At 69.9% G+C, this 17,578-nt stretch carries 20 protein-coding genes and 2 pseudogenes; 8 read left to right on the forward strand and 14 right to left on the reverse strand.

Annotated features, from left to right (window positions below):
- Nucleotides 1-54: 54 nt before the first annotated feature.
- Nucleotides 55-292: pseudogene (locus ACN6LD_RS09255) on the reverse strand (tyrosine-type recombinase/integrase); the annotation flags it as partial.
- Nucleotides 293-848: 556 nt separating this feature from the next.
- Here ACN6LD_RS09255 and ACN6LD_RS09260 point away from each other — a divergent pair.
- Nucleotides 849-1,085, forward strand: coding sequence for a hypothetical protein (locus tag ACN6LD_RS09260; protein WP_319194710.1), 237 nt, complete (start codon nt 849-851; stop codon nt 1,083-1,085).
- 682 nt (nt 1,086-1,767) lie between these two features.
- On the opposite strand, the gene ACN6LD_RS09265 is transcribed toward ACN6LD_RS09260, so the two are convergent.
- From ACN6LD_RS09265 to ACN6LD_RS09285, 5 genes are all read right to left on the reverse strand, one after another.
- The gene (locus ACN6LD_RS09265; protein WP_319194708.1) at nt 1,768-2,526 is read right to left on the reverse strand and encodes a DUF6928 family protein; all 759 of its coding nucleotides are present in this window, start codon (nt 2,524-2,526) and stop codon (nt 1,768-1,770) included.
- Nucleotides 2,527-2,853: 327 nt separating this feature from the next.
- A complete protein-coding gene (locus tag ACN6LD_RS09270) occupies nt 2,854-3,156 on the reverse strand; it encodes a hypothetical protein (RefSeq protein ID WP_445042849.1) in 303 nt (100 codons plus the stop codon).
- Entirely contained in the window at nt 3,153-3,896 is a 744-nt protein-coding gene (locus ACN6LD_RS09275) for a GntR family transcriptional regulator (RefSeq protein ID WP_445042850.1), read from the reverse strand. The genes ACN6LD_RS09270 and ACN6LD_RS09275 overlap by 4 nt, the downstream gene beginning before the upstream one ends.
- Entirely contained in the window at nt 3,893-4,117 is a 225-nt protein-coding gene (locus ACN6LD_RS09280) for a hypothetical protein (protein WP_445042851.1), read from the reverse strand. Before ACN6LD_RS09280 ends, ACN6LD_RS09275 begins: the two co-directional genes overlap by 4 nt.
- Nucleotides 4,118-4,640: 523 nt before the next feature.
- A complete protein-coding gene (locus tag ACN6LD_RS09285) occupies nt 4,641-4,919 on the reverse strand; it encodes a hypothetical protein (RefSeq protein ID WP_445042852.1) in 279 nt (92 codons plus the stop codon).
- Between the two features lie 78 nt (nt 4,920-4,997).
- On the opposite strand from ACN6LD_RS09285, the gene ACN6LD_RS09290 reads away from it, so the two are divergent.
- On the forward strand, nt 4,998-5,753 hold the full coding sequence (locus tag ACN6LD_RS09290; RefSeq protein ID WP_445042853.1) for a GntR family transcriptional regulator: 756 nt from the start codon (nt 4,998-5,000) through the stop codon (nt 5,751-5,753).
- Here ACN6LD_RS09290 and ACN6LD_RS09295 read toward each other — a convergent pair.
- From ACN6LD_RS09295 to ACN6LD_RS09305, 3 genes are all read right to left on the reverse strand, one after another.
- A complete protein-coding gene (locus tag ACN6LD_RS09295; RefSeq protein ID WP_445042854.1) occupies nt 5,743-6,153 on the reverse strand; it encodes a DUF5958 family protein in 411 nt (136 codons plus the stop codon). The genes ACN6LD_RS09290 and ACN6LD_RS09295 overlap by 11 nt on opposite strands.
- A 410-nt stretch (nt 6,154-6,563) precedes the next feature.
- Nucleotides 6,564-7,340: a hypothetical protein gene (locus ACN6LD_RS09300; RefSeq protein ID WP_445042855.1), complete on the reverse strand. Its 777-nt coding sequence runs from the start codon at nt 7,338-7,340 to the stop codon at nt 6,564-6,566.
- On the reverse strand, nt 7,337-7,633 hold the full coding sequence (locus tag ACN6LD_RS09305; protein WP_319194695.1) for a hypothetical protein: 297 nt from the start codon (nt 7,631-7,633) through the stop codon (nt 7,337-7,339). Before ACN6LD_RS09305 ends, ACN6LD_RS09300 begins: the two co-directional genes overlap by 4 nt.
- A 381-nt stretch (nt 7,634-8,014) precedes the next feature.
- Between ACN6LD_RS09305 and ACN6LD_RS09310 the strand changes: the two are divergent.
- Nucleotides 8,015-8,356: pseudogene (locus ACN6LD_RS09310) on the forward strand (TerD family protein); the annotation flags it as partial.
- A 775-nt stretch (nt 8,357-9,131) separates the two neighbouring features.
- A complete protein-coding gene (locus ACN6LD_RS09315; protein ID WP_445042856.1) occupies nt 9,132-9,725 on the forward strand; it encodes a hypothetical protein in 594 nt (197 codons plus the stop codon).
- Nucleotides 9,726-9,801: 76 nt separating this feature from the next.
- On the opposite strand, the gene ACN6LD_RS09320 is transcribed toward ACN6LD_RS09315, so the two are convergent.
- Both ACN6LD_RS09320 and ACN6LD_RS09325 read right to left on the reverse strand, forming a co-directional pair.
- Nucleotides 9,802-10,677, reverse strand: coding sequence for a 4'-phosphopantetheinyl transferase family protein (locus ACN6LD_RS09320; protein ID WP_445042857.1), 876 nt, complete (start codon nt 10,675-10,677; stop codon nt 9,802-9,804).
- Nucleotides 10,678-10,706: 29 nt separating this feature from the next.
- Entirely contained in the window at nt 10,707-11,087 is a 381-nt protein-coding gene (locus ACN6LD_RS09325) for an S-adenosylmethionine decarboxylase family protein (protein WP_069773010.1), read from the reverse strand.
- Nucleotides 11,088-11,527: 440 nt separating this feature from the next.
- Between ACN6LD_RS09325 and ACN6LD_RS09330 the strand changes: the two genes are divergently transcribed.
- From ACN6LD_RS09330 to ACN6LD_RS09345, 4 genes are all read left to right on the forward strand, one after another.
- Complete coding sequence (locus ACN6LD_RS09330) at nt 11,528-13,381, forward strand: GNAT family N-acetyltransferase (protein ID WP_445042858.1); 1,854 nt, start codon at nt 11,528-11,530, stop codon at nt 13,379-13,381.
- Nucleotides 13,378-14,478, forward strand: a complete 1,101-nt coding sequence (locus tag ACN6LD_RS09335; RefSeq protein ID WP_445042859.1) for an HAD-IIIC family phosphatase — start codon at nt 13,378-13,380, stop codon at nt 14,476-14,478. The genes ACN6LD_RS09330 and ACN6LD_RS09335 overlap by 4 nt, the downstream gene beginning before the upstream one ends.
- Nucleotides 14,475-14,753: an acyl carrier protein gene (locus ACN6LD_RS09340; RefSeq protein ID WP_445042860.1), complete on the forward strand. Its 279-nt coding sequence runs from the start codon at nt 14,475-14,477 to the stop codon at nt 14,751-14,753. The genes ACN6LD_RS09335 and ACN6LD_RS09340 overlap by 4 nt, the downstream gene beginning before the upstream one ends.
- Before the next feature lie 140 nt (nt 14,754-14,893).
- Nucleotides 14,894-15,202 carry a chaplin gene (locus tag ACN6LD_RS09345; protein ID WP_319194069.1) on the forward strand — a complete coding sequence of 103 codons (309 nt, stop codon included), beginning with the start codon at nt 14,894-14,896 and terminating at the stop codon, nt 15,200-15,202.
- A gap of 168 nt (nt 15,203-15,370) precedes the next feature.
- On the opposite strand, the gene ACN6LD_RS09350 is transcribed toward ACN6LD_RS09345, so the two are convergent.
- From ACN6LD_RS09350 to ACN6LD_RS09360, 3 genes are all read right to left on the reverse strand, one after another.
- Nucleotides 15,371-16,237, reverse strand: coding sequence for a tyrosinase family protein (locus ACN6LD_RS09350; protein WP_319194068.1), 867 nt, complete (start codon nt 16,235-16,237; stop codon nt 15,371-15,373).
- Nucleotides 16,221-16,709 (reverse strand): tyrosinase cofactor, encoded by a 489-nt coding sequence (locus tag ACN6LD_RS09355; protein WP_319194067.1) that lies wholly within the window; start codon nt 16,707-16,709, stop codon nt 16,221-16,223. Before ACN6LD_RS09355 ends, ACN6LD_RS09350 begins: the two co-directional genes overlap by 17 nt.
- Nucleotides 16,710-17,008: 299 nt before the next feature.
- A complete protein-coding gene (locus ACN6LD_RS09360) occupies nt 17,009-17,530 on the reverse strand; it encodes a hypothetical protein (protein WP_319194065.1) in 522 nt (173 codons plus the stop codon).
- Nucleotides 17,531-17,578: the final 48 nt, after the last annotated feature.

A 17,578-nucleotide genomic window follows, 5' to 3' on the forward strand; every position in this document is an offset into this window, starting at 1 on the left:
CGGAAATCCGTAGGTGCCGGGCCTTTGACGGTAGTGGTTGACGGCAGTCGCCTCTCAGGCGGCGGGCAGACGGCGCTTGAGCAGCCGGTTCTTGTGGCTGATCGCCTCACGCTGAGTGTCGCGCACCACGTGCGTGTACACGTCCATCGTGCTGCTGATCTGGCTGTGCCCCAGGATTTCCGTGATGCCCCGTGGCTCGACGCCGGCCGCCGTCAGCAGCGTGGCGCAGCCGCCGCGCTTCGTGCAGCCGGACCACCCGCAACCCTGCGTCAGCCGCCACCCGTGTGAAGGTCGCGGCGGAGGTCTCAACACGGATGGCGCTCACAGGGACGTTCCCGTCTATGCGTCTATACAAGATGCGCCAGGAGGGGTAACGGCGGACAGTCAGCCGCTGAACGGGGCGTGAGGCACCCGGGCGGGGCCGAGCCCCAGCTCCGCGTGGCGCGGGGGCCGGGGGCGGGGCGGACATCGGGCAGGACACGCCGCCGCACCGCGCCGAACCGGAATCTGACGCACTGGTCACCCGCGCCGACCGACTTGTGCAGAACGTCAAAGTGCGACCCGCAGGTTTGTACACATACGGCTCATGACGAGGCTCCGGGAGGATCCCCTAGTCTGACCTCATACGTCAGACACTCCTTAACTCGCGGGCGAATGACGGCAGTTGGGAATCCCCCGGACCGTGAAAACGGCGTGTCAGGATGCCTGCACGGCGACTGTCCGGCCCCTTACGTCCCACGATCCGACGCCACGACGCAGCACATCGGTTGCGCCTGCCCGCCCGGAATCCTCACCGGACGCCGGCGGGCCGGCCCCGATTCTCGGAAGGCCCGGCAATGACACTGCACATGGACGGCACAGCAGTCCTGATCCTGCTGGTCGCGACGGTGACGGCGGTGGCCGTGTACCGCCTCAGGGACCAGGCCGCGACGGGCGGCGGCCCGCATGCACGCGATCTCGTTGGCGCGATCTGCGTCTGGGGGACGGTGGTCGCCGCGTTGGTGGCCCTGTTCGCGTTCTCACCCCCGGCGCCGACGGACGGCGACTCACGGGCGCCGATGCAGACCACGCCCTCCGCCCCGTGAGTTCCGCGGCCCGCTCGCCGGGGAACCACTGGCTCGTCGTACGCGGCGGTGGCACCCGGGGCGGCCGCTCGTCAGCGTGTCCGCCGTCCCCTGCGGCGTGTGCGCGTGCGGGCGACCTCGCGGGCGTCAGGCGTCGGCGGACCGAACCGGTCGGCAGTCACGGAGGAGCCGATACGGGCTGCATACGGCCGGGAAGGGTCGACCGGGTCGCGTGTTGGCCGGCAGACACGGGGGGCGCACGGACGAAGCCGGGCGTCACAACGTCTTATCCCGCAGGGACCTCAGTGCGAAACGACCTGTAAGAGGCCCGCGAAGCCACTCGACACCCTCGGTCAGCGTCTGAGTCCCTGTGCGAGTTCGTTCAGGACCATCTCATGTGAGTACAACACAGACATCCACCCCCGATTCAGACCGACGGTACGCGTCAGCGCCACCCGCGGGCAGCACGGCTCCTCGTGCGCTGATGGCATAGCCATCTGACCCGAGCAGCGGGCTCCCCGTTGAACCCACGCAGCGGCTCACAGGTGGCCCCACGTCCCAAGTGAGTGTCTAACTGCGTGACAACGCTTGCGAACAGCGGCGGACGAGCGTGGACGTCTGCGGACCGTTACAGCAGATGACAGCTACGTCAGCCCACGGCACCGCCCCCACCCAAGCTGCTTCGGGACGAAGAGGTCGTGAGCTAAATGCCGTCGTTCTCGACCAGCAAGCCGTCAGGCCCAAAGGTATAGAAGCGCGGCGGTCCCATCGCTTCCCCAGCGCTTTGCAGTTCGGCTTCCTGCTTCGCGGGATCAGATCCGTGTGGATCCCGTACCTGGAAGCCGTGGAGTCGGATGTGGTCCGCGTCGACGTCGTCCGCCTCGGGGCGGCCCTCCTGGACGAAGCCGCAGAGCGCTCGCAGTGCGTCCTCTCCCAGTTCCAAGGGGTGGAAGGGCAGCGGATAGGGCTCTTCGTCTTCGTCCGGCCAGGGAATGACGTCGGCTGAACGCTCTCCGGCCCAGTAGGGCAGTTCGAACGGGAACGGTTCGCCGATGTTCTCCATGACGCCGTCGTCCGGGGACAGGCTGAGGGAGCGGACAAGCCGGCCGTCTTCCCACACGGCGAACGCAAGCCAATCGACGACGCTGTGCATGTTGTGCAGGACGAGCCGTCGGCCGGCGCTTGCCTCCACGAGGTGCTCCGGGAGCTGTGAGGGAAGGTCGATCATCATCCCCCGATCACCGATGACCTCCACACCCGGCCAGCAGGCGGCGTACACCGTCCCCTCCGGGGGGTACACGCCGTCCGAGAGAACTGAGCCCTCGCACTCCTCGAGCCCCCTGCCCGGGTAGAGCCGCCGCATCATGGTGGCGGTCCGATCACGGTCCGCCGCTCCCACTCGTCGCAGCAGCTCCGGTATTTCGCCGGCGGCGTACACCAGCAGTCCCGTCTTGGCTCCCAAAGTCCCTCCCAGAGCGTTGCCCTTGATGGCAGACGCACCATAGCCACCTGCACTGACAACGGAGGCGCACCACAAGCGCACCAGATCCAGCGGGGAACAGCGGGGAATCACGGTGAAAGCCGACAGCACCGGCAAGGGTGGAGGTCAGCAATCAACACAGGTCAGCGCCCGATCCAGTTGCAAATGATCACAGCTTCCCAAGCTGATTGCACGCATGTGTCCCCCATGCAACGGTGCGCTGGAGGGGGCATGGTGCCACGCCGGACATGGTTGGGGCCCCGCCCGGGGAATTCGGCGGGGCCATGGGACCTGTCTGCGGCCGCTGTTTCAGAAGCCGGGTGGTTCGCTCACCCCCAGGAGGTGACCGCGGCTGGTTGCGACGCGGAGCATGTCCCCGAGAGCTCCGGTCAGTTCCCCGGCCAACCGGCGTAGGTCCTCCGGGTCCGCGTCCTGGTCGTCGAGGGTGACCGAGGCTTGCTCGAACAGGATTGCCGCCGTATCGAGTTGGTCCGCTTCGATGTTGTCCGCCAGGCGGGACATGTAGCCGCCCTTGTCATCCGTGCTCAGGTAGCAGGGCTTGCCCTCCGGGCCTGACCACGGGAGGAGGCGTAGTTCGTTCTGTGCAGTCACCCTGGCGTCTGCCTCTCTTCGAGCGTGTGGTGGGTGGTGAAGACTGCGTCGGCTCGATCCGCTGGGAAGACCAGGAGGGCCGCTTCGACCACTCGGCCGGCGGGGTCGGTCGCGACGCGTGTGATGGCCAGTACCGGCGCGGCAGAGTTGGTACGGAGGGTCGATGGCTCATCCCGTGTCGGCGGGCGGGCGCAGACCGTTTCCCGGACAGCGGCCGGCGGAGGGCCGAGTACGGCGAATCTCTTGGCTGCCTCCGGGCACGAAGGTTCGTCGTCGAGCACTCCGGCCGGCGCCAGGTCGCGCGGGATGTAGATACGGGCCAGTCCGTGCGGTGACTCCCCCTCGTGGCTGACGCAGAAGAACTCCGCGAGTGGGCTGCCCGTCGGGACCCTCAGCAAGGTTGTCAGGTGTCCGTCGGCTTGGACCGTAGCGGTGCGAACCGTGACGCGTAGGGCCGCTTCGGCGGCGGTCCACGGGTCCAGCGTCCCCCAGCCGCCGACGTACATGATCCGGCGGAGAGGGCGACGAACGAAATTGCCCTTGCCGTGGAGCTTCTCGACGAGGCCTTCACCCTGGAGCACCGCGAGGGCGCTCCGCAGCGTCACAGTGCTGACCTTGTACCGGTCGGCCAAGTCGGTCTCGGACGGCAGTCGATCGCCAGGCTCGAGGTGGCCGGTCGAGATCTGGTGCCGGAGATCGTCGGCGATGTCGTTGTGGCGAGGAGGCACGGACCGGGTCACCGCCGCCTCATCATTCGCACGGCAGCGAGCCGGGTGCGCGCGTGTATGGTCAGCAACTCGCCCGAGTCGAAGAGGATTTGCTTCGCTCCCTGGGAGAGCTGGAAGAGATCCTGCACCCGGCAGGCCCGGCCTCCGAGTTGAATGATGTCGCCGCGCTGCACGGTGGCCGCGGTCACCTCAACGTTGGATGCCAGCGTGCCGACGGGCACCCGCTCCCTCACCGCTGCACCTCCGTGGGCTTCATCTGGCCCGGTGCCGAATGACACGAGCAGTCGCACGCCTCGTAGACCACCGGAAGGTCTGCCGGCGCCGAGGCCGGGGCGGACTCCACGCAGGTGTCGTGGGTGCCGATCCGGCATGAGGTTGATCGGTAGGGAACGACCGAGGCGTCCGTTAGGCGGGTCCGTCGACGGGAAGGCATTAGTGGACCCCCATCAGGGTCGACAAAGCGTCGGCCGACAGATAGGGAGCGACTACCACTTCGCGCGTCCTCACGCGCTTCTCCCAGGCCAGTACGTACGGGCGGACGAGCGCGACGTCCTCACCCCTGAGCGTTTGTCGGTGGTCCACGTCGTGGGAGGCACGCCGGCGGGCGGCCGTCGTCCTGTCCGAAGACGGGGACAAGGCAGGGGCGGCCGACGGCCCGGGGGTCGTTAAGGGACGGCGGTGCCTGCCCCTGGGGAGGTGCCGCTCTCTGGTGAGCGAGACGGCACGGCGGATACGGTTGAGCACGCTGCTCAGCTCCTATCGCTGATGGCTCGGTCCCCCGACATCGCCCGTCGTGGGGACCGCTTTGCGTATGACCGCCCAGAGGGTGCGGCCGTTCATGCTGGTGGCCAGGAGCCCGAATCGATCGGCCTCCGCCACCACGTCCAAGACCTCCCGCCATGACTCGGCGGAGAGCGCGTCCGGCACCTCCGCTTCCACCGACGTGTGCCGAAGGTGTTCCTCCACTCGCGTGAGCAGCCCGAGGGCGGACAGCCGGGCGGCGAGGGCCGCCGCGCTAACTCCCGAAGCGGGCACAGGGCAGCCTCCGTCACCAGCGATCACTTTGAGTAAAGCTAGTTAACTAGATTAGAGCTAGTGGACTAGATTTTCCATATGCCTGAGCAGCCGCCCTATCTCCGCATCGCCGACGAACTCCGGCGGCGGATCGCGGAGCATGTCTGGGAGCCGGGAGACCGCCTGCCCTCCCGCGCCCAGATCGGCGAAGAGTGCGGCGTGGGTGAGAACGTCGTCCGCCGGGCGCAGGAGTTGCTGATCTCTCAGGGCGTGTTGGAGGGCCGCGCCGGTTCCGGCACGTACGTCGCCGAGCCACGGCAGCGCGTGCGAGTGGTCCGTTCCTCTGCGCGCGAGCAGCCCACCGGCTCACCCTTCCGCGCGGACATGAAGGCCGTTGGCAGGCAAGGGGACTGGGAGAGCCGGACCGACGCCAAGGTGCCGGCGCCGACGGAGATCGCGGCACGGCTGGGCATCGCCGAGGGCGAGCTGTGCGTCCGCACGACGTACGAATTCCTGGCGGACGGCAGGCCCGTGCAGCTGTCGACGAGTTGGGAGCCGTACGACCTCACGGCCGGCACCCTCGTCATCCTCCCCGAGGGAGGGCCGCACGCCGGGGCGGGCGTCGTGAACCGCATGGCCGCCATCGGCATCACGGTCGGCCACGCCGTGGAGCAGCCGGAGCCGCGACAGGCGACCGCCGAGGAGGCGTCACTACTCGGCATCCAGAAGGCCGCACTCGTCACGCACATCCGGCGGACGTACTACAGCGACCAGGGGCGGCCCGTGGAGACGGCGGACATCGTGGTGCCCGCCGCTCACTGCGAGATCGTCTACGAGATCCCGGTCAACCGCTAGCCGACCCATCTGCGTCCAGCGGCAGATCCGGCAGGTTGTGCCACGCGTGACTGCACCCCCCGGCGCAGTACAGCGTCCGCCTGCGGGTATCGGCGATGCTGAAGAGGGCGACGAGCAGGCGAAATGACTTCGTGAGTTCATAGCCCGGAAGCTGGGCCATCCCGAAGCGCCACTTCGTAAGCATTACGGCCGGCGTGTGAGTGGGGCGAATGCCGGAAAGTGCGATGCTCTCCGGCACGTCGTCCTCGCGAGCACGGGCCTGTCCGCAGAACAGCACCAGCGTGTGCAAGACCTTGCGCCTGTCATCCTCCGAGAGGCTCTCGAACCACTCAACGCCCTTGGCCGTCGGCCTGAGCCCCTGCGCGAGTTCGTTCAAGATGACTTCGTGTTCGTACAGCACTGGCTTCCACTCCCATGGTTCGGGCTGACGGTACGCTCACGACCGCTCGGGAGCAGCTCAGTTCTACGTGTCCTTGTGGCGCGCCCAGCTGACGAGGCGGTAGGCGGCTCGGCGTCGGGCGGTAGCGGGACCTGTCGAATGCGTGTCGAAGCCGCCGTGCGTCCAAACTCAGCGTCCCAGAACGGCCAGGTCAGGCCCACTCATCCGGTGGTCAGCTCAGGCGCCTTCTAAGCGCTTGGCCGCAGGTTCGAGTCCTGCCGGGGGCGCCCACACCCTCTCCCTGCGGAAACGCGTGAGGGCTTCTTTGATGTCCGGATGCACATCGCTGTGAGGCCAAGCGCCTTTTCTGTCCACGATCGTGGATCGATACCCCGACATCGGGGTCGCAGTTCGCGCCGACGGATGCTCGGCTACCGCTCCTCGTCCAGTACCTGGGCAGCCACGCGTGGGTCCATGAGGTTGGACCACGCCTGTTCGGCCGGGAGCAGGTCCCGCTCCGGCAGGGCGTACTCCGGATACCAGCCCTCGGCCTCGCAGCCGGGGACGTTGCGCAGGATCAGCGCAGTCAGGTTCGACGGTACGGAGCCGGTGATCCGGATGGCGAGGTAGGTCTCGTGGCCGTCGTCCGCGCGTACCTGTAGGCCAAGGGTGAAGGTGTCGAACTCGCGTGTGTGCTCACGGCCGTCGCGCAGCGTGGCGTGCGCCAGGTCCAGCAGAATCGCCCGCAGGCGGCGCACGAAGCGGACACCAGCCTCAGCGCGGTATCTAACGTGGTCCTCGCGTGCGGGCAGGAGATGAGCGGTGTGTGTCGCGGTCTTCAGCCCATCGGAATGTTCCGCGTTGTAGCGAGCCCGGACGGCGCGACCGTCGACCTCCAGGGCTGCATAGAAGTCATCGCCCGAGCCGTCCTCGCGCCGCCCCGCCGCGACCAGCCACGGCAGATCGGCGTCCAGCCATACCGCGCCGCGCCATCGCTGCACCTTGACCTTGAACAGCACCTGGTCGTCCACGGACCGGATGCGTTCGTGCTTGCCGTCCTCGTCCACGAACTGCTCGGACGCCTTGGCCAGCACGGGGTGGTCGATCTCGTCCAACGGCACCGTGACCGGCGGCACCGCGAGGCACAAGTCCTCGCGTAAGCAACGCAGCGTCGGGCGGGCCGGGCGCAGTTGGCCGAGTCCGCTCACGCCTCGATTCCCCCGACCTCGTCGATCTCCTCCGCGGTCAGCCCGGTCAGCAGCATCACATCCGACTTCAGCGAGCCGTCCAGCACACTGAGCGCCTCCACCATGCCGGACCGCAGATCCTCACGGCGCTGCTCCAGATACACCCGGACGGCCTCGGCCACCAGGTCCTTCTTCGTCAGCCCCAGGAAATGAGCGCCCTGGCTGATCAATTTGTCCGTCGCCGGGTCCACCTTCAGCGGGGACTGGCGTACCGACTTCGCCGCCGTCGTCATCGTCAACACCTCCGCTGCCATAGTACCTAAATACCTCACGGAGTAGTTGTTTCGACGTTACCGCTGTCCAACGCCCTGGCTCCGACCGACGGCACGCGCTTTCGCTACCCGAGACGACCCTCGGGCAGGCCTCCCGGAATCGACAGCAAGCGCATTGACGATTTTCCTTCGTGGGCGACTTGCGAACACGCAGGTGAGCACATCGCTGAGACCCGCGCACCTTCCAAACGCTTGGCCGCAGGTTCGAGTGGTCCACTGCTTGCCGACCTCCGGAGTCGCCGTGTGGATCAGCAGCTCACACCACTGGTCCCGGGTGTCGGGGCCGGGAAGCGTCACGTCATGCACTCTCACGGCTACAGCTTCCTCCGGTCGCAGAGCGCAGTAGTACAGCGTGGCGAAGAAGGCGTGCAGCCGCTGCTGACCGGTGGTCCTGCCGAACAGACCATCGCCCTGGACCTGGCATCCCTGCCCCCCGCGACGCGAAAGATCGTCGTCGCTGCGGCCATCGACGGTGCCACCACCTTCGGGGCTGTCGGCGCGATCCAGATCGGCGCGGCCCCCGGCAGCAGCGGGGCGCCTCTCGCCCGGGCCACCCTGGACGCCGCCACCACCGAACGCACGATGCTCCTCGCAGAGATCTACCGCAGAGGTCCGCTCTGGCGTCTGCGTGCCGTCGGTCAGGGCTACGACCACGGCCTCGACGCCCTCGCACGCAGACACGGGGTCGACATCGCCGACGACTGAAGGACGACGCACATTCGACGAGGTACATCAGGCCTGTCGGCGGACTGCCCGACTCGCCATCGGCCCACGGGGCCATGGCCACTCGCCGCCCTGGAGCAGTTCCAGCCCGAAGCCGTTCCGTCAAGCTTCGTTGCCGACAGCGGGCAGCCGGGCCGTGTCCAATGTGCCGCATCCATACGTGATGCCAACTCGGCAGACCTCCTACCCTGTTCAACAACACGGACGCGAGGTGCAGTCACCGTGAGGTGCCGTCACCGTGAGGTGCAGTCACGGTGAGAGATGCGGCGCACCGCCTGGACACGAACTGGAACGGATGGTGAGAGTCCTGCTGCGGTGACGAGGGACGGCCCGTGGCGACTGCGGACATCGTGGTGCACGCCGCTCACGCGAGCTCGTCCACCAGATTCCGGTCAACCGTCCGCAGCGGCCTGCGGGACGGGTGTCGCACTCACCTTCGGCGTCGGATGTACCAACCCGCCACCAGCACGATGAGCATGGCAACCACGAAGGCCCACACGGTTGTTGCGCCGTGGTAGGAGCGGTAGGCGATCAGAGCGAGCATGTTCGGGCGGATACCCCGAGCGGACGGCTTCAGCCGATACGCGTCGCCCGTTTCTCCGCCGAATGCGTGTCGAAGGCGGCGCGCACGTCCGCCGCACAGTGAGCATGGGCGGCCCCGCCCGGCATGAGCATGCCGTTGGTGGCGGACTGCCGGAACTTCGAGGAACACGGGGGCGCTATGCGCAAGAAACATGTGCGGAAGATGCTGCGGAACATGGCAAGCGGGGAGCCCGTGCGGATGGCCGTCTCCATGTCGTCATGGGAGGGACTCGCCCGACTGGCCTTCGTCGCCGAGCAGTTCGGGTACGCCTACGCGGACCTGCAGCTGACCGGCGACAACAAGTTCGCGCTGTTCATCGTGCCCGACCCCAGCCCGCAGGCCCGACAGCGCGCTGCGCGCAATCGGGCGCGGTACCCGGACGCGGGCGACGGGGTCTCGCTGCCGCCCGTCGTGCCCGACGCGATCGAGATACTCAAGGCCCGCATGGTGGTCGACAGCGGCAGTCAGTACAGCGACAAGGTGCGGATGGGGCTCGCGGTGTTCGCCTTGACCGCGCTCGCGGCGTCCATCGGCTTCACGCTCCGCGCGGACTCCGTCGCCCTTGCCGTCGTCGGCGTCGTGTGGGCCGCGCTCATGGCTCTGCTCCCCCTCCTGCTCGTCTACAGCCGTCGTTACCGAACCCGTAACGCGGCCCGCCTCGAGGCCGCCGGGTTCACGCCGGTGACCGACCGGAGCGGTCGGCTGCGATATGTCCCGCCGGGCGGGCAGCTTCCCGGACACGGCAATCCGTTCGCCAGCGGGTCGTGACGGCCGTGACCCCGCCCCCGGCACGGGTCCAGGTCCCGCACACCCGCGCCGGCGCCGGCGACCGCGCCACCGCCGGTCAGCGGCGGTGCGCGGCGAGCACCGCCGAGCCGTCGCGCGGGACGACCCGCACCTCTCCCAGGCCGTTCACCGCGTCGCGCGCCCCGGGCCCCGTCGCCGCCTTCACCCGTGTCACGGCCGTCACCACCATCGCCACCGTCGCCGGGTGCACGCCGTCGACGAGCAGGTCCGCCATGCGCAGGTCCGCCATGCGCAGGCCGGAAGGGTGCAGACCGGAAAGTTGCAGGTCGGGAGGGTGGGGACCGGAAAGGTGCAGACCGGAAGGATGCAGGTCGGCAGGGGCGGCCGGCGGGGGTGGCCAGGCGAGGACGGCCGGGGGCGCTGTCGGCGGCGAGACCTCCAGTGCGCGCAACGGCATCCGCAGACCCACACCCAGGGCCTTCAGGACGGCTTCCTTCCTGGTCCAGACGCGCAGGAAGGCGAGGCGGCGCTCGGCGGGAGGAAGGGCGTGGAGGGCGGCGAACTCGGTACCGGACAGTGCGGTCCGTGCGGCGCCGTCGACATCGAGCGGCACCTCGCCGTCCTCTACGTCGAGGCCCACGATTCCGTCCGAGGACACCGCCACGCCGACGAGCGCGCCGCTGTGGGTCACGGAGAAGTCGTACGGCGCAGGGGCGTCCGGCATGTCCAGCCGGACCTTTCCGTGCGGTCCGCCACAGCGGGGACACACACGCCGCAACGGCACGTCGGCCGGGGGCAGGTCGAGCAGTTCGCCCAGGAGCAGGCGGCTAAGGGCGCAGCCGACGAGAAAGCGGGCCCGGTCGCCGGGGGCGACGGTCTCGTCGTGACGGCCTCGCTCCACGGGATCGAGGAGCGTCAGCAGACCGGCGTGGGCGTCACCGAGGCGCGCCCACGCGACCTGCACGGAGATCACGGGCCCGGTACCGGGAGGAAAGGAACGGGTCAGTGCACCGCGCGCAGCATGCGCGTGACGTTGATCCGCGTCGGCGAGAGCCCGAGTTCCACGCTCTGCATCATCCGCTCGCCGTTCAGCCGGCCGTAGGCCAGGAGATCCACGTTGGCCAGGCTGAATTCGGGCCAGGTGTGAATGCTCAGATGCGATGCGGAAAGGAGCAGAATAGCGGTGACGGCGCCGTTCGGGAAAACGTGCGACGCCTCACCGAGAACCGTGGCGTTTCCCTTTTCGGCGGCCGTGCGCAGCACCTGGAGGAGGCGCTCCTCGTCGGTCAGGATGCTGTGATCGCTCACCCATACGTCGACCGCATAAGAGCACAGATCGTCGACGTTTATACCCTCGGTGGCGAGGCTGGCGGAGTTGGTCATGGGGAACCGGGGGTGACGAACAGCTTCCCCCGTCTCCTTTCACATAGGCGCTCGGTGGCCCCCAGCGTAGCATCCGGGACGCCCTACGGCTCGCGCGCGCCCTCCGTCAAGGGGGACCGAGGCCGCTCAGAGCATTTCGGCGGAAATTCTTCCGGACCGTTTCGCAAGCCCTTACGGGAGTCGTTGCGAAATTCTTTCGGGGAACCGTACGGCTGCTATCAGAATTAACCGCCGGAGCGCTTACCGAACACTTCGAAAAGCATTCCTCGACTTTCCCTTTCGTACCGTGATCCCCCGTTGTTTCCGCAGTGCGGGAGTGGGTCCGGTCGGCTGTCTACCAGCCCGTATACTGGATGGTCCCGCAATCCATCGAACAGCTTGCCTGGAGCAGCATTGTGACCAACGCGCGTCGGCACCCTGGGAGCAGCACCGCCGAATCCGTGCTCACGGAAGTCGCGGACGCCGTCCGGCTCCAGGAGGGTCCGCCGGGAGTGCGGTCCGTCCTGCGCGCCCTGCGCCGGCTGGCCCCCGCCTCCACCAAGGACCTCAGCCGGGCCACCGGCCTGCCCGTCCCGATCGTCGCCGCTCTGGGGAACGAGCTGCGCCGGCGCGGCCTCGTCACCACGCAGCGCCCGTCGCGGCTGACCGACGCCGGTCAGGAGCTCGTCGCCCGGCTCGGCATGGACCTCGTCCTCGACGCCACCTGCCGCGCCTGCGACGGACGCGAGCTGGTCATCCCCGATGTGCTGGACGAGGCCGTGCGGCGGCTGCGCGCGCTGATGGAGTCGGGTCCGGCCGCCGACATGGCGATCGACCAGTCGCACTGCACGGCCGAGACCAAGGTCCGCCGGGTGCTCGCGCTCCTCACGGCGGGCGCGCTGCCGGGCGGCTCGCTCCTGCTGATCGGGGACGACGACCTGATCTCGCTCGCCGTCGCCGTGGTGGGAGACGTGCTCGGCGGCCCGATCGTCGAACAGATCACCGTCGTGGACATCTCGGAGGAGATCCTCGACCACATCCAGAAGACGGCGGCCGGTCTCGGCACGCGCGTGGAGACGGTCCGGCACGACCTGCGGCTGCCGCTGCCCGCCGCGCTGCACGGACAGCACGACGTGGCGATGACCGACCCGCCGTACACCCCGGAAGGCGCCCGGCTCTTCCTCTCCCGCGCCGTGGAGGGCCTGCGGCCCGGTCCCGCGCACAGCGTCTTCTTCTCCTTCGGCGGCAAGAGTCCGGACGAGATGCTCGAGGTGCAACGGGAGATCATGGCGCTCGGCCTGGTCACCAACGGCTACATCCGCAACTTCAACGAGTACGAGGGCAGCGGCATCCTCGGCGGCGTCGGCTTCTTCCAGCACCTCCTGACGACCACCTCGACGGCCCCGTCCCACCTGGGCGAGTTCAGCGGACCCCTCTACACGGGCGACAAGCGGACCCGGCAGCGCGAGTACACCTGCGCGGCGTGCGACGCCCGGATCCGCGTCGGCCCAGGCGCACGCTGGACGTCGGTGGCCGCCCTGCGCGCCGACGGCTGCCCGAACTGCGGCAAGGGCCCCTTCCGTCCCGGCCGCCTGGTCCCTGCGGAGGAACCGGCGACCCCGACCTCCCAGGACACGGCCCCCGCCCCGACGCCCGCAGCGGCGCCGGACCCCGCAGCGGCCCCGCCGTCCGCACCTGCCACCGCCTCTGCCGCCACCGCCTCTGCTCCGGCGCCCACCCCCGCCGCAGCCCCCACCGCCCCCACCGCCCCGACCCCCGGACGCGTCCACGGCTGGCGCCTCCCGGACGACGACGAGCGGGCCGCCCTCGCCGAGCGGGCGCAGCCGTACGTCACCCGCCAGGCCGACGAGCGTGACCTGCCGGCGATCGGACGGTTCGAGGCCGAGATCGCCCGGGTCTCCTTCGGCGAGGACGCCATCGACGATCCCGAGCGGTGGGCGGCCCGGCTCGGCCGCGCCATGGAGAAGTCGAAGGAGGGCATGATCGTCGCGCACGGGCCGGGCGGGGAACCCGTCGGCTGGTGCTGGGTGAGCATCAACCAGAACGCGATGACCGGCGACCGTTACGCCAACTTCCGCTCCCTCGCGGTGTCTCCCGTCGACAACCGCAGCGACGTAGCGGAACTCCTGCTCACGGCGGGTCTGGAGTTCTGCCTGGCGAACGGCATCACCGAGGTCGTCGGCCGGGTGCACGTGAGCAACGTCCCGATGCGCACGGTCTACCGCAAGTTCGGCTTCGACCCCACCAGCCTGGCGATGAAGCTGTTCCTGCCGGAGCAGGACGGCGCGCGATGAGCGGCAGCACGGAGGGCCTCGACCCCGACCGGGTCAAGTGCGTCGTCTGGGACCTCGACGGCACGCTGTGGGACGAGATCGCCGTCGAGTCGGCCACCGACGCGCTGCCCGCGCCCCGCCCCCAGATGCTCGCCGCGATCGACGCGCTGGCGGCCCGCGGCGTGCTGAGCAGCATCGCCAGCCGCAGCGCTCCCTCGGTCCTCGGCCGGCTGGAGGACGTGCCCGACCTGCGGGCGCGCTTCCTCGCCCCGCAGGTCTCCTGGCAGGACAAGAGCGAGTCGCTGCGCGCGATCGCGAAGGACCTCGGCATCGCCGTGGAAGCCCTGCTCCTGGTCGACGACTCGCCCTACGAGCGGGCCGAGGTCGAGGCCCTGCTGCCGGGTGTGCGCACCCTCGACCCCGCCGAGGTCCCCGCGCTGCTGGCTGCGTTCGAGGGCCGGGAGGAGACGCCGGAGTCCCGCGCGCGCGTGCACCGCTACCGCACCGAGGAGACCCGCCGGGCCGAGGCCGAACGCTTCCAGGGCACCCGCGAGGAGTTCCTGCGCTGGTGCGGCATGCGCCTCACCGTCGGCGCCGCCACACCCGAGGAGATCCCGCGCGCGCTGGAGCTCGCCGCGCGCACGCACCGACTGAACTCCTCCGGCCTCACCCCCGACCGGCTGCGCGAGCTGGCCGGCTCGGCGGGACACGACCTGTTCACGGCCGCCATGACGGACCGTTTCGGCGACTACGGCGTCATCGGCGCCGCCCTCGTCGACGGCACCGCTCCCGCCGTCCGGTCCGTGCCACTGCTGGCACTCTCCTGCCGGGTGGCCGGACGAGGCGCGGCGGCGGCCTTCCTGTTCCGGCTGATGGAGCGCTCGCGCGCGGCCGGCGCCGAGGAGTTCCGGGTGACGCTGCGCCCGACGGACGCCAACCTCGAAATGCGCATCCTGCTCCGCCAGGCGGGCCTGCGCCGCACGGACGACACCGCTGACCCGGCCGTGGGCGCGGCCGCCGGCGCCGCGGGTGCGGTCCTCGGCAGGTCCCTGCACGGCGACCTGCCCGAGCCGCCCGCATGGCTGCACGTATCCGACCGAGAGGACACCGAGGCGTGAGCGACACCCCGGACCGGGCCGCGGTGGAACGGGAGATCCGTTCCATGATCGCCGAGGCCGCCCGACTGGACGAGACCTTCGTCGCGGAACTCCCCGCCGACGACGACCTGTTCGGTCCGCGCATCGGCCTCACCTCGTTGGCCGGCGTCGCCCTGCTGGGCGCGATCGACCGGCGTTACGGCGTAGACGTGGCCGCGCTGGACCTCAGCCTGGACAGTCTGCAGTGCATCGCCACCCTGAGCGACTTCGTCACGGCCCGCCTCCGGCCCTCCTAGCCACCCGTCTGTATGTCCACCCTGTTGGAAAAGGGTGATCCCTACGATGGTCCCGTGACCCGGTCGGGGCGGCGGCGTTGAACGGGGAGTGCGACGGCGCCCCCTGCTGTCGCACCAACCGATTCACTAAGGAGAACGTGATGTCTCGCATCGCGAAGATGGCCGCTGTTGCCCTCGGCACCGGTGCCGTGGTGGTCAGCGGGGCCGGCCTGGCCATGGCGGACGCGGGCGCCAACGCTGCTGCCATCGGCTCGCCGGGTGTCCTGTCGGGCAACGTCGTCCAGGTTCCGATCCACATCCCGGTCAACGTCTGCGGCAACACCGTCAACGTCATCGGTCTGCTGAACCCCGCGTTCGGCAACACCTGCGCCAACGTCAGCGACCACGGCAAGGGCGGCGACCACAAGCACGGCGACAAGCACGGCGACCACAGCGGCTACGGCAACTGAGCAGCCTTTTCGCAGGAGAGCCCCGGCACCTCGAGCGCCGGGGCTCTCCCCTGTTCCGGGGACTTTCGTCGGGCCTGTCCCCGGGGACTGTCGTCAGGCCTGCTCCCGGGGACTGTCGTCAGGCCTGCTCCCGGGGACTTCCGTCAGGCCTGCTCCCGGGGACTTCCGTCAGGCGTACCGGTAGATCCGGGACATGTCCTCCAGCTGAGCCGGCGTCACGTCCCACGGCGGCAGCTTCTCCCGGCGGGCGACGACCCGTCGGTACTGGCCGCTGGTCGGCCCCGGCGGTTCGGCCGGCAGATAGCGGTGGTCGCGGTGGCGGCTCTGCCAGCGGGTCCACAGCAGGTCGACGAAGGCGTGGTGCAGCCAGAAGACGGGGTCGTTGACGGAGGCGCCGCCCAGCATGACCCCGCCGACCCAGCGGTGCACCCGGTTGTGGTTGCGCCAGGCGGTGCTGCCCGAGCCGGTCCCCCATCCCTCCAGCTTGTTGCGAAAGCCCCGGGTGAGGGTCGAGTCGTAGGGCGAGGCGTCGTAGACCGGGTCCTTCAGCGCCCACTCCACGTCGGCGGCGGTGGGCAGGTCGATCGGGGCGGCGGCCCGGCCCAGGTCCCGGGTGAGGAACTTCCCGTCGGTGACGTTCTCCTTGAGGGTCCAGTCACCGGTGGCGTAGGCGAACGGCCCGGTGGTCACCCGGTGGTCGGAGCGTCGGCCGTCGCCGCCCAGCAGGTCCGCCGTCCAGGGCGCGGCGGTCGCGCTGCGCCGACGCGTCCAGTCCCAGTAGGGCACCGTCACCGAGGAGTCGACCCGGCGCAGCGCCTCCTCCAGGTCGAGCAGGAACCTGCGGTGCCAGGGCAGGAAGGAGGGCGCCATGTGGGCGCTGCGCAGGCCGCCTTCGCCGTCCGCGACGTAGTGGTCGATGTGCATGCGGACGAACTCGTCGTACTCCCCCTTGCGTTTGATCTCGAGCAGCGCGTTCACGAAGCGCCGCCGTTCGGCGGCGGTGAGCGTGCTGACGTCCTTACGGATGTAGGCCATGGTGTCCCCCCATGTGCGTGTCGTCTGGGTGTGCCGGGCCCGCCTCGCGAAGCCGCTGTCCGGGGCCGAGTTCGTCGACGGCCGCCCGGGCCGCCTCCAGCGGGGTGGCGTACGAGCGGTAGTGGTCGACCATGCTCAGCCAGGTGCCGTCGGCGCGGCGCATGAGGTGCAGCGGACGGCCGTCGACCGTGACCGTCCACTGCGCGTGGCCCGCGCCCGCGGTCCCCGCCGTGGTGAGGAGCCCCCGGATGCGCCGCCCCCGGTAGGTCTCGTCGAACGAGGTGTCCGCGGGACCGTCGGCCGCCGGGCCGCGCGGCCGGGTGGCGGTGACGACGGGGACGATCGCGAGCGCGGCGGACGCGCCGAGCAGGGCGCGCATCAGGTCGCGTCGTCGTGTGCCGCGCGCCGCGGCGGGTCTTGCCGGGCCCGCCGGCGGCGCGGTCAGAGGTACTGCGTCGGCGCTGACGACCATGGTGTGCTCCTCGTCCGGGTTCGCTCGTCCCCGTGGTCAGGTGGCTTCCTTCGTGGGGGTAACCGTCCGGTGGGCCGACTGGTCACCGCCCAGCCCTCGATCGGCCCGCGGCAACGTGGCGCCGGGCACGGCGACGGGCCCGGGACGAGGCGTCCGGGCCCGTGGTCGTGGCGGTTCGTCAGTGCTTTCCCAGCGGTTCCTCACCGGTTCGTCGGCGATCCGCAAGGGTCCGCCAGTGGTTCGCCGGCGGTCCGTCAGCAGTCCGTCGGCGGTCGGTCAGCGGTCGGTGGGAACGGCGTCTACAGCCCCTGGCCCAGGCCGAGGTCCGCGCCGGGCACCGCCTGCAGCACGGGGGTGATCACGCCGACCTGGGGCGCCTGGAGGTCCGGCAGACCGAAGCGGTCGGGGTTGGGCGCGGTGAGCGGGGCGTCCAGCGCCAGGCCCGGGCCCTGCGTACGGAGATCGGAGGCGGGGGCGTCGAGGCCGACGTGGTTGAAGTCGGCTCCGAGGACCTCCGGCAGGGGCGCGCGCAGACCGAGGCCCGGCAGTCCGGCGGCGACGGGCAACTGCGGAACGACCCGGTCCGGGATGAGCCGGCCCTCGACGAAGCGCGGTCCCTCGGGCGCCCCCGGCGTCGGCAGGGGGATCTCGCCGCCGACCGTGGGCAGTTCCACGTTGAGGGACTTCTCGACACCGTCCAGCGGCACCGGGACGGGGACCGTGCCGATCGCGGCGGCCGGGGTCACGGAGACGGCGGCGCCTGCGGCGGCGGCCACGCAGGTGATCACTGCGGCGAGGGTTCCTCGGGTGGTCGACTTCATCTCGGGTACGGTCCCTTTCGGCAGGAGAGCGGGGAGGCCTTGCGTCCG

Source organism: Streptomyces sp. SAS_272 (assembly GCF_052543235.1).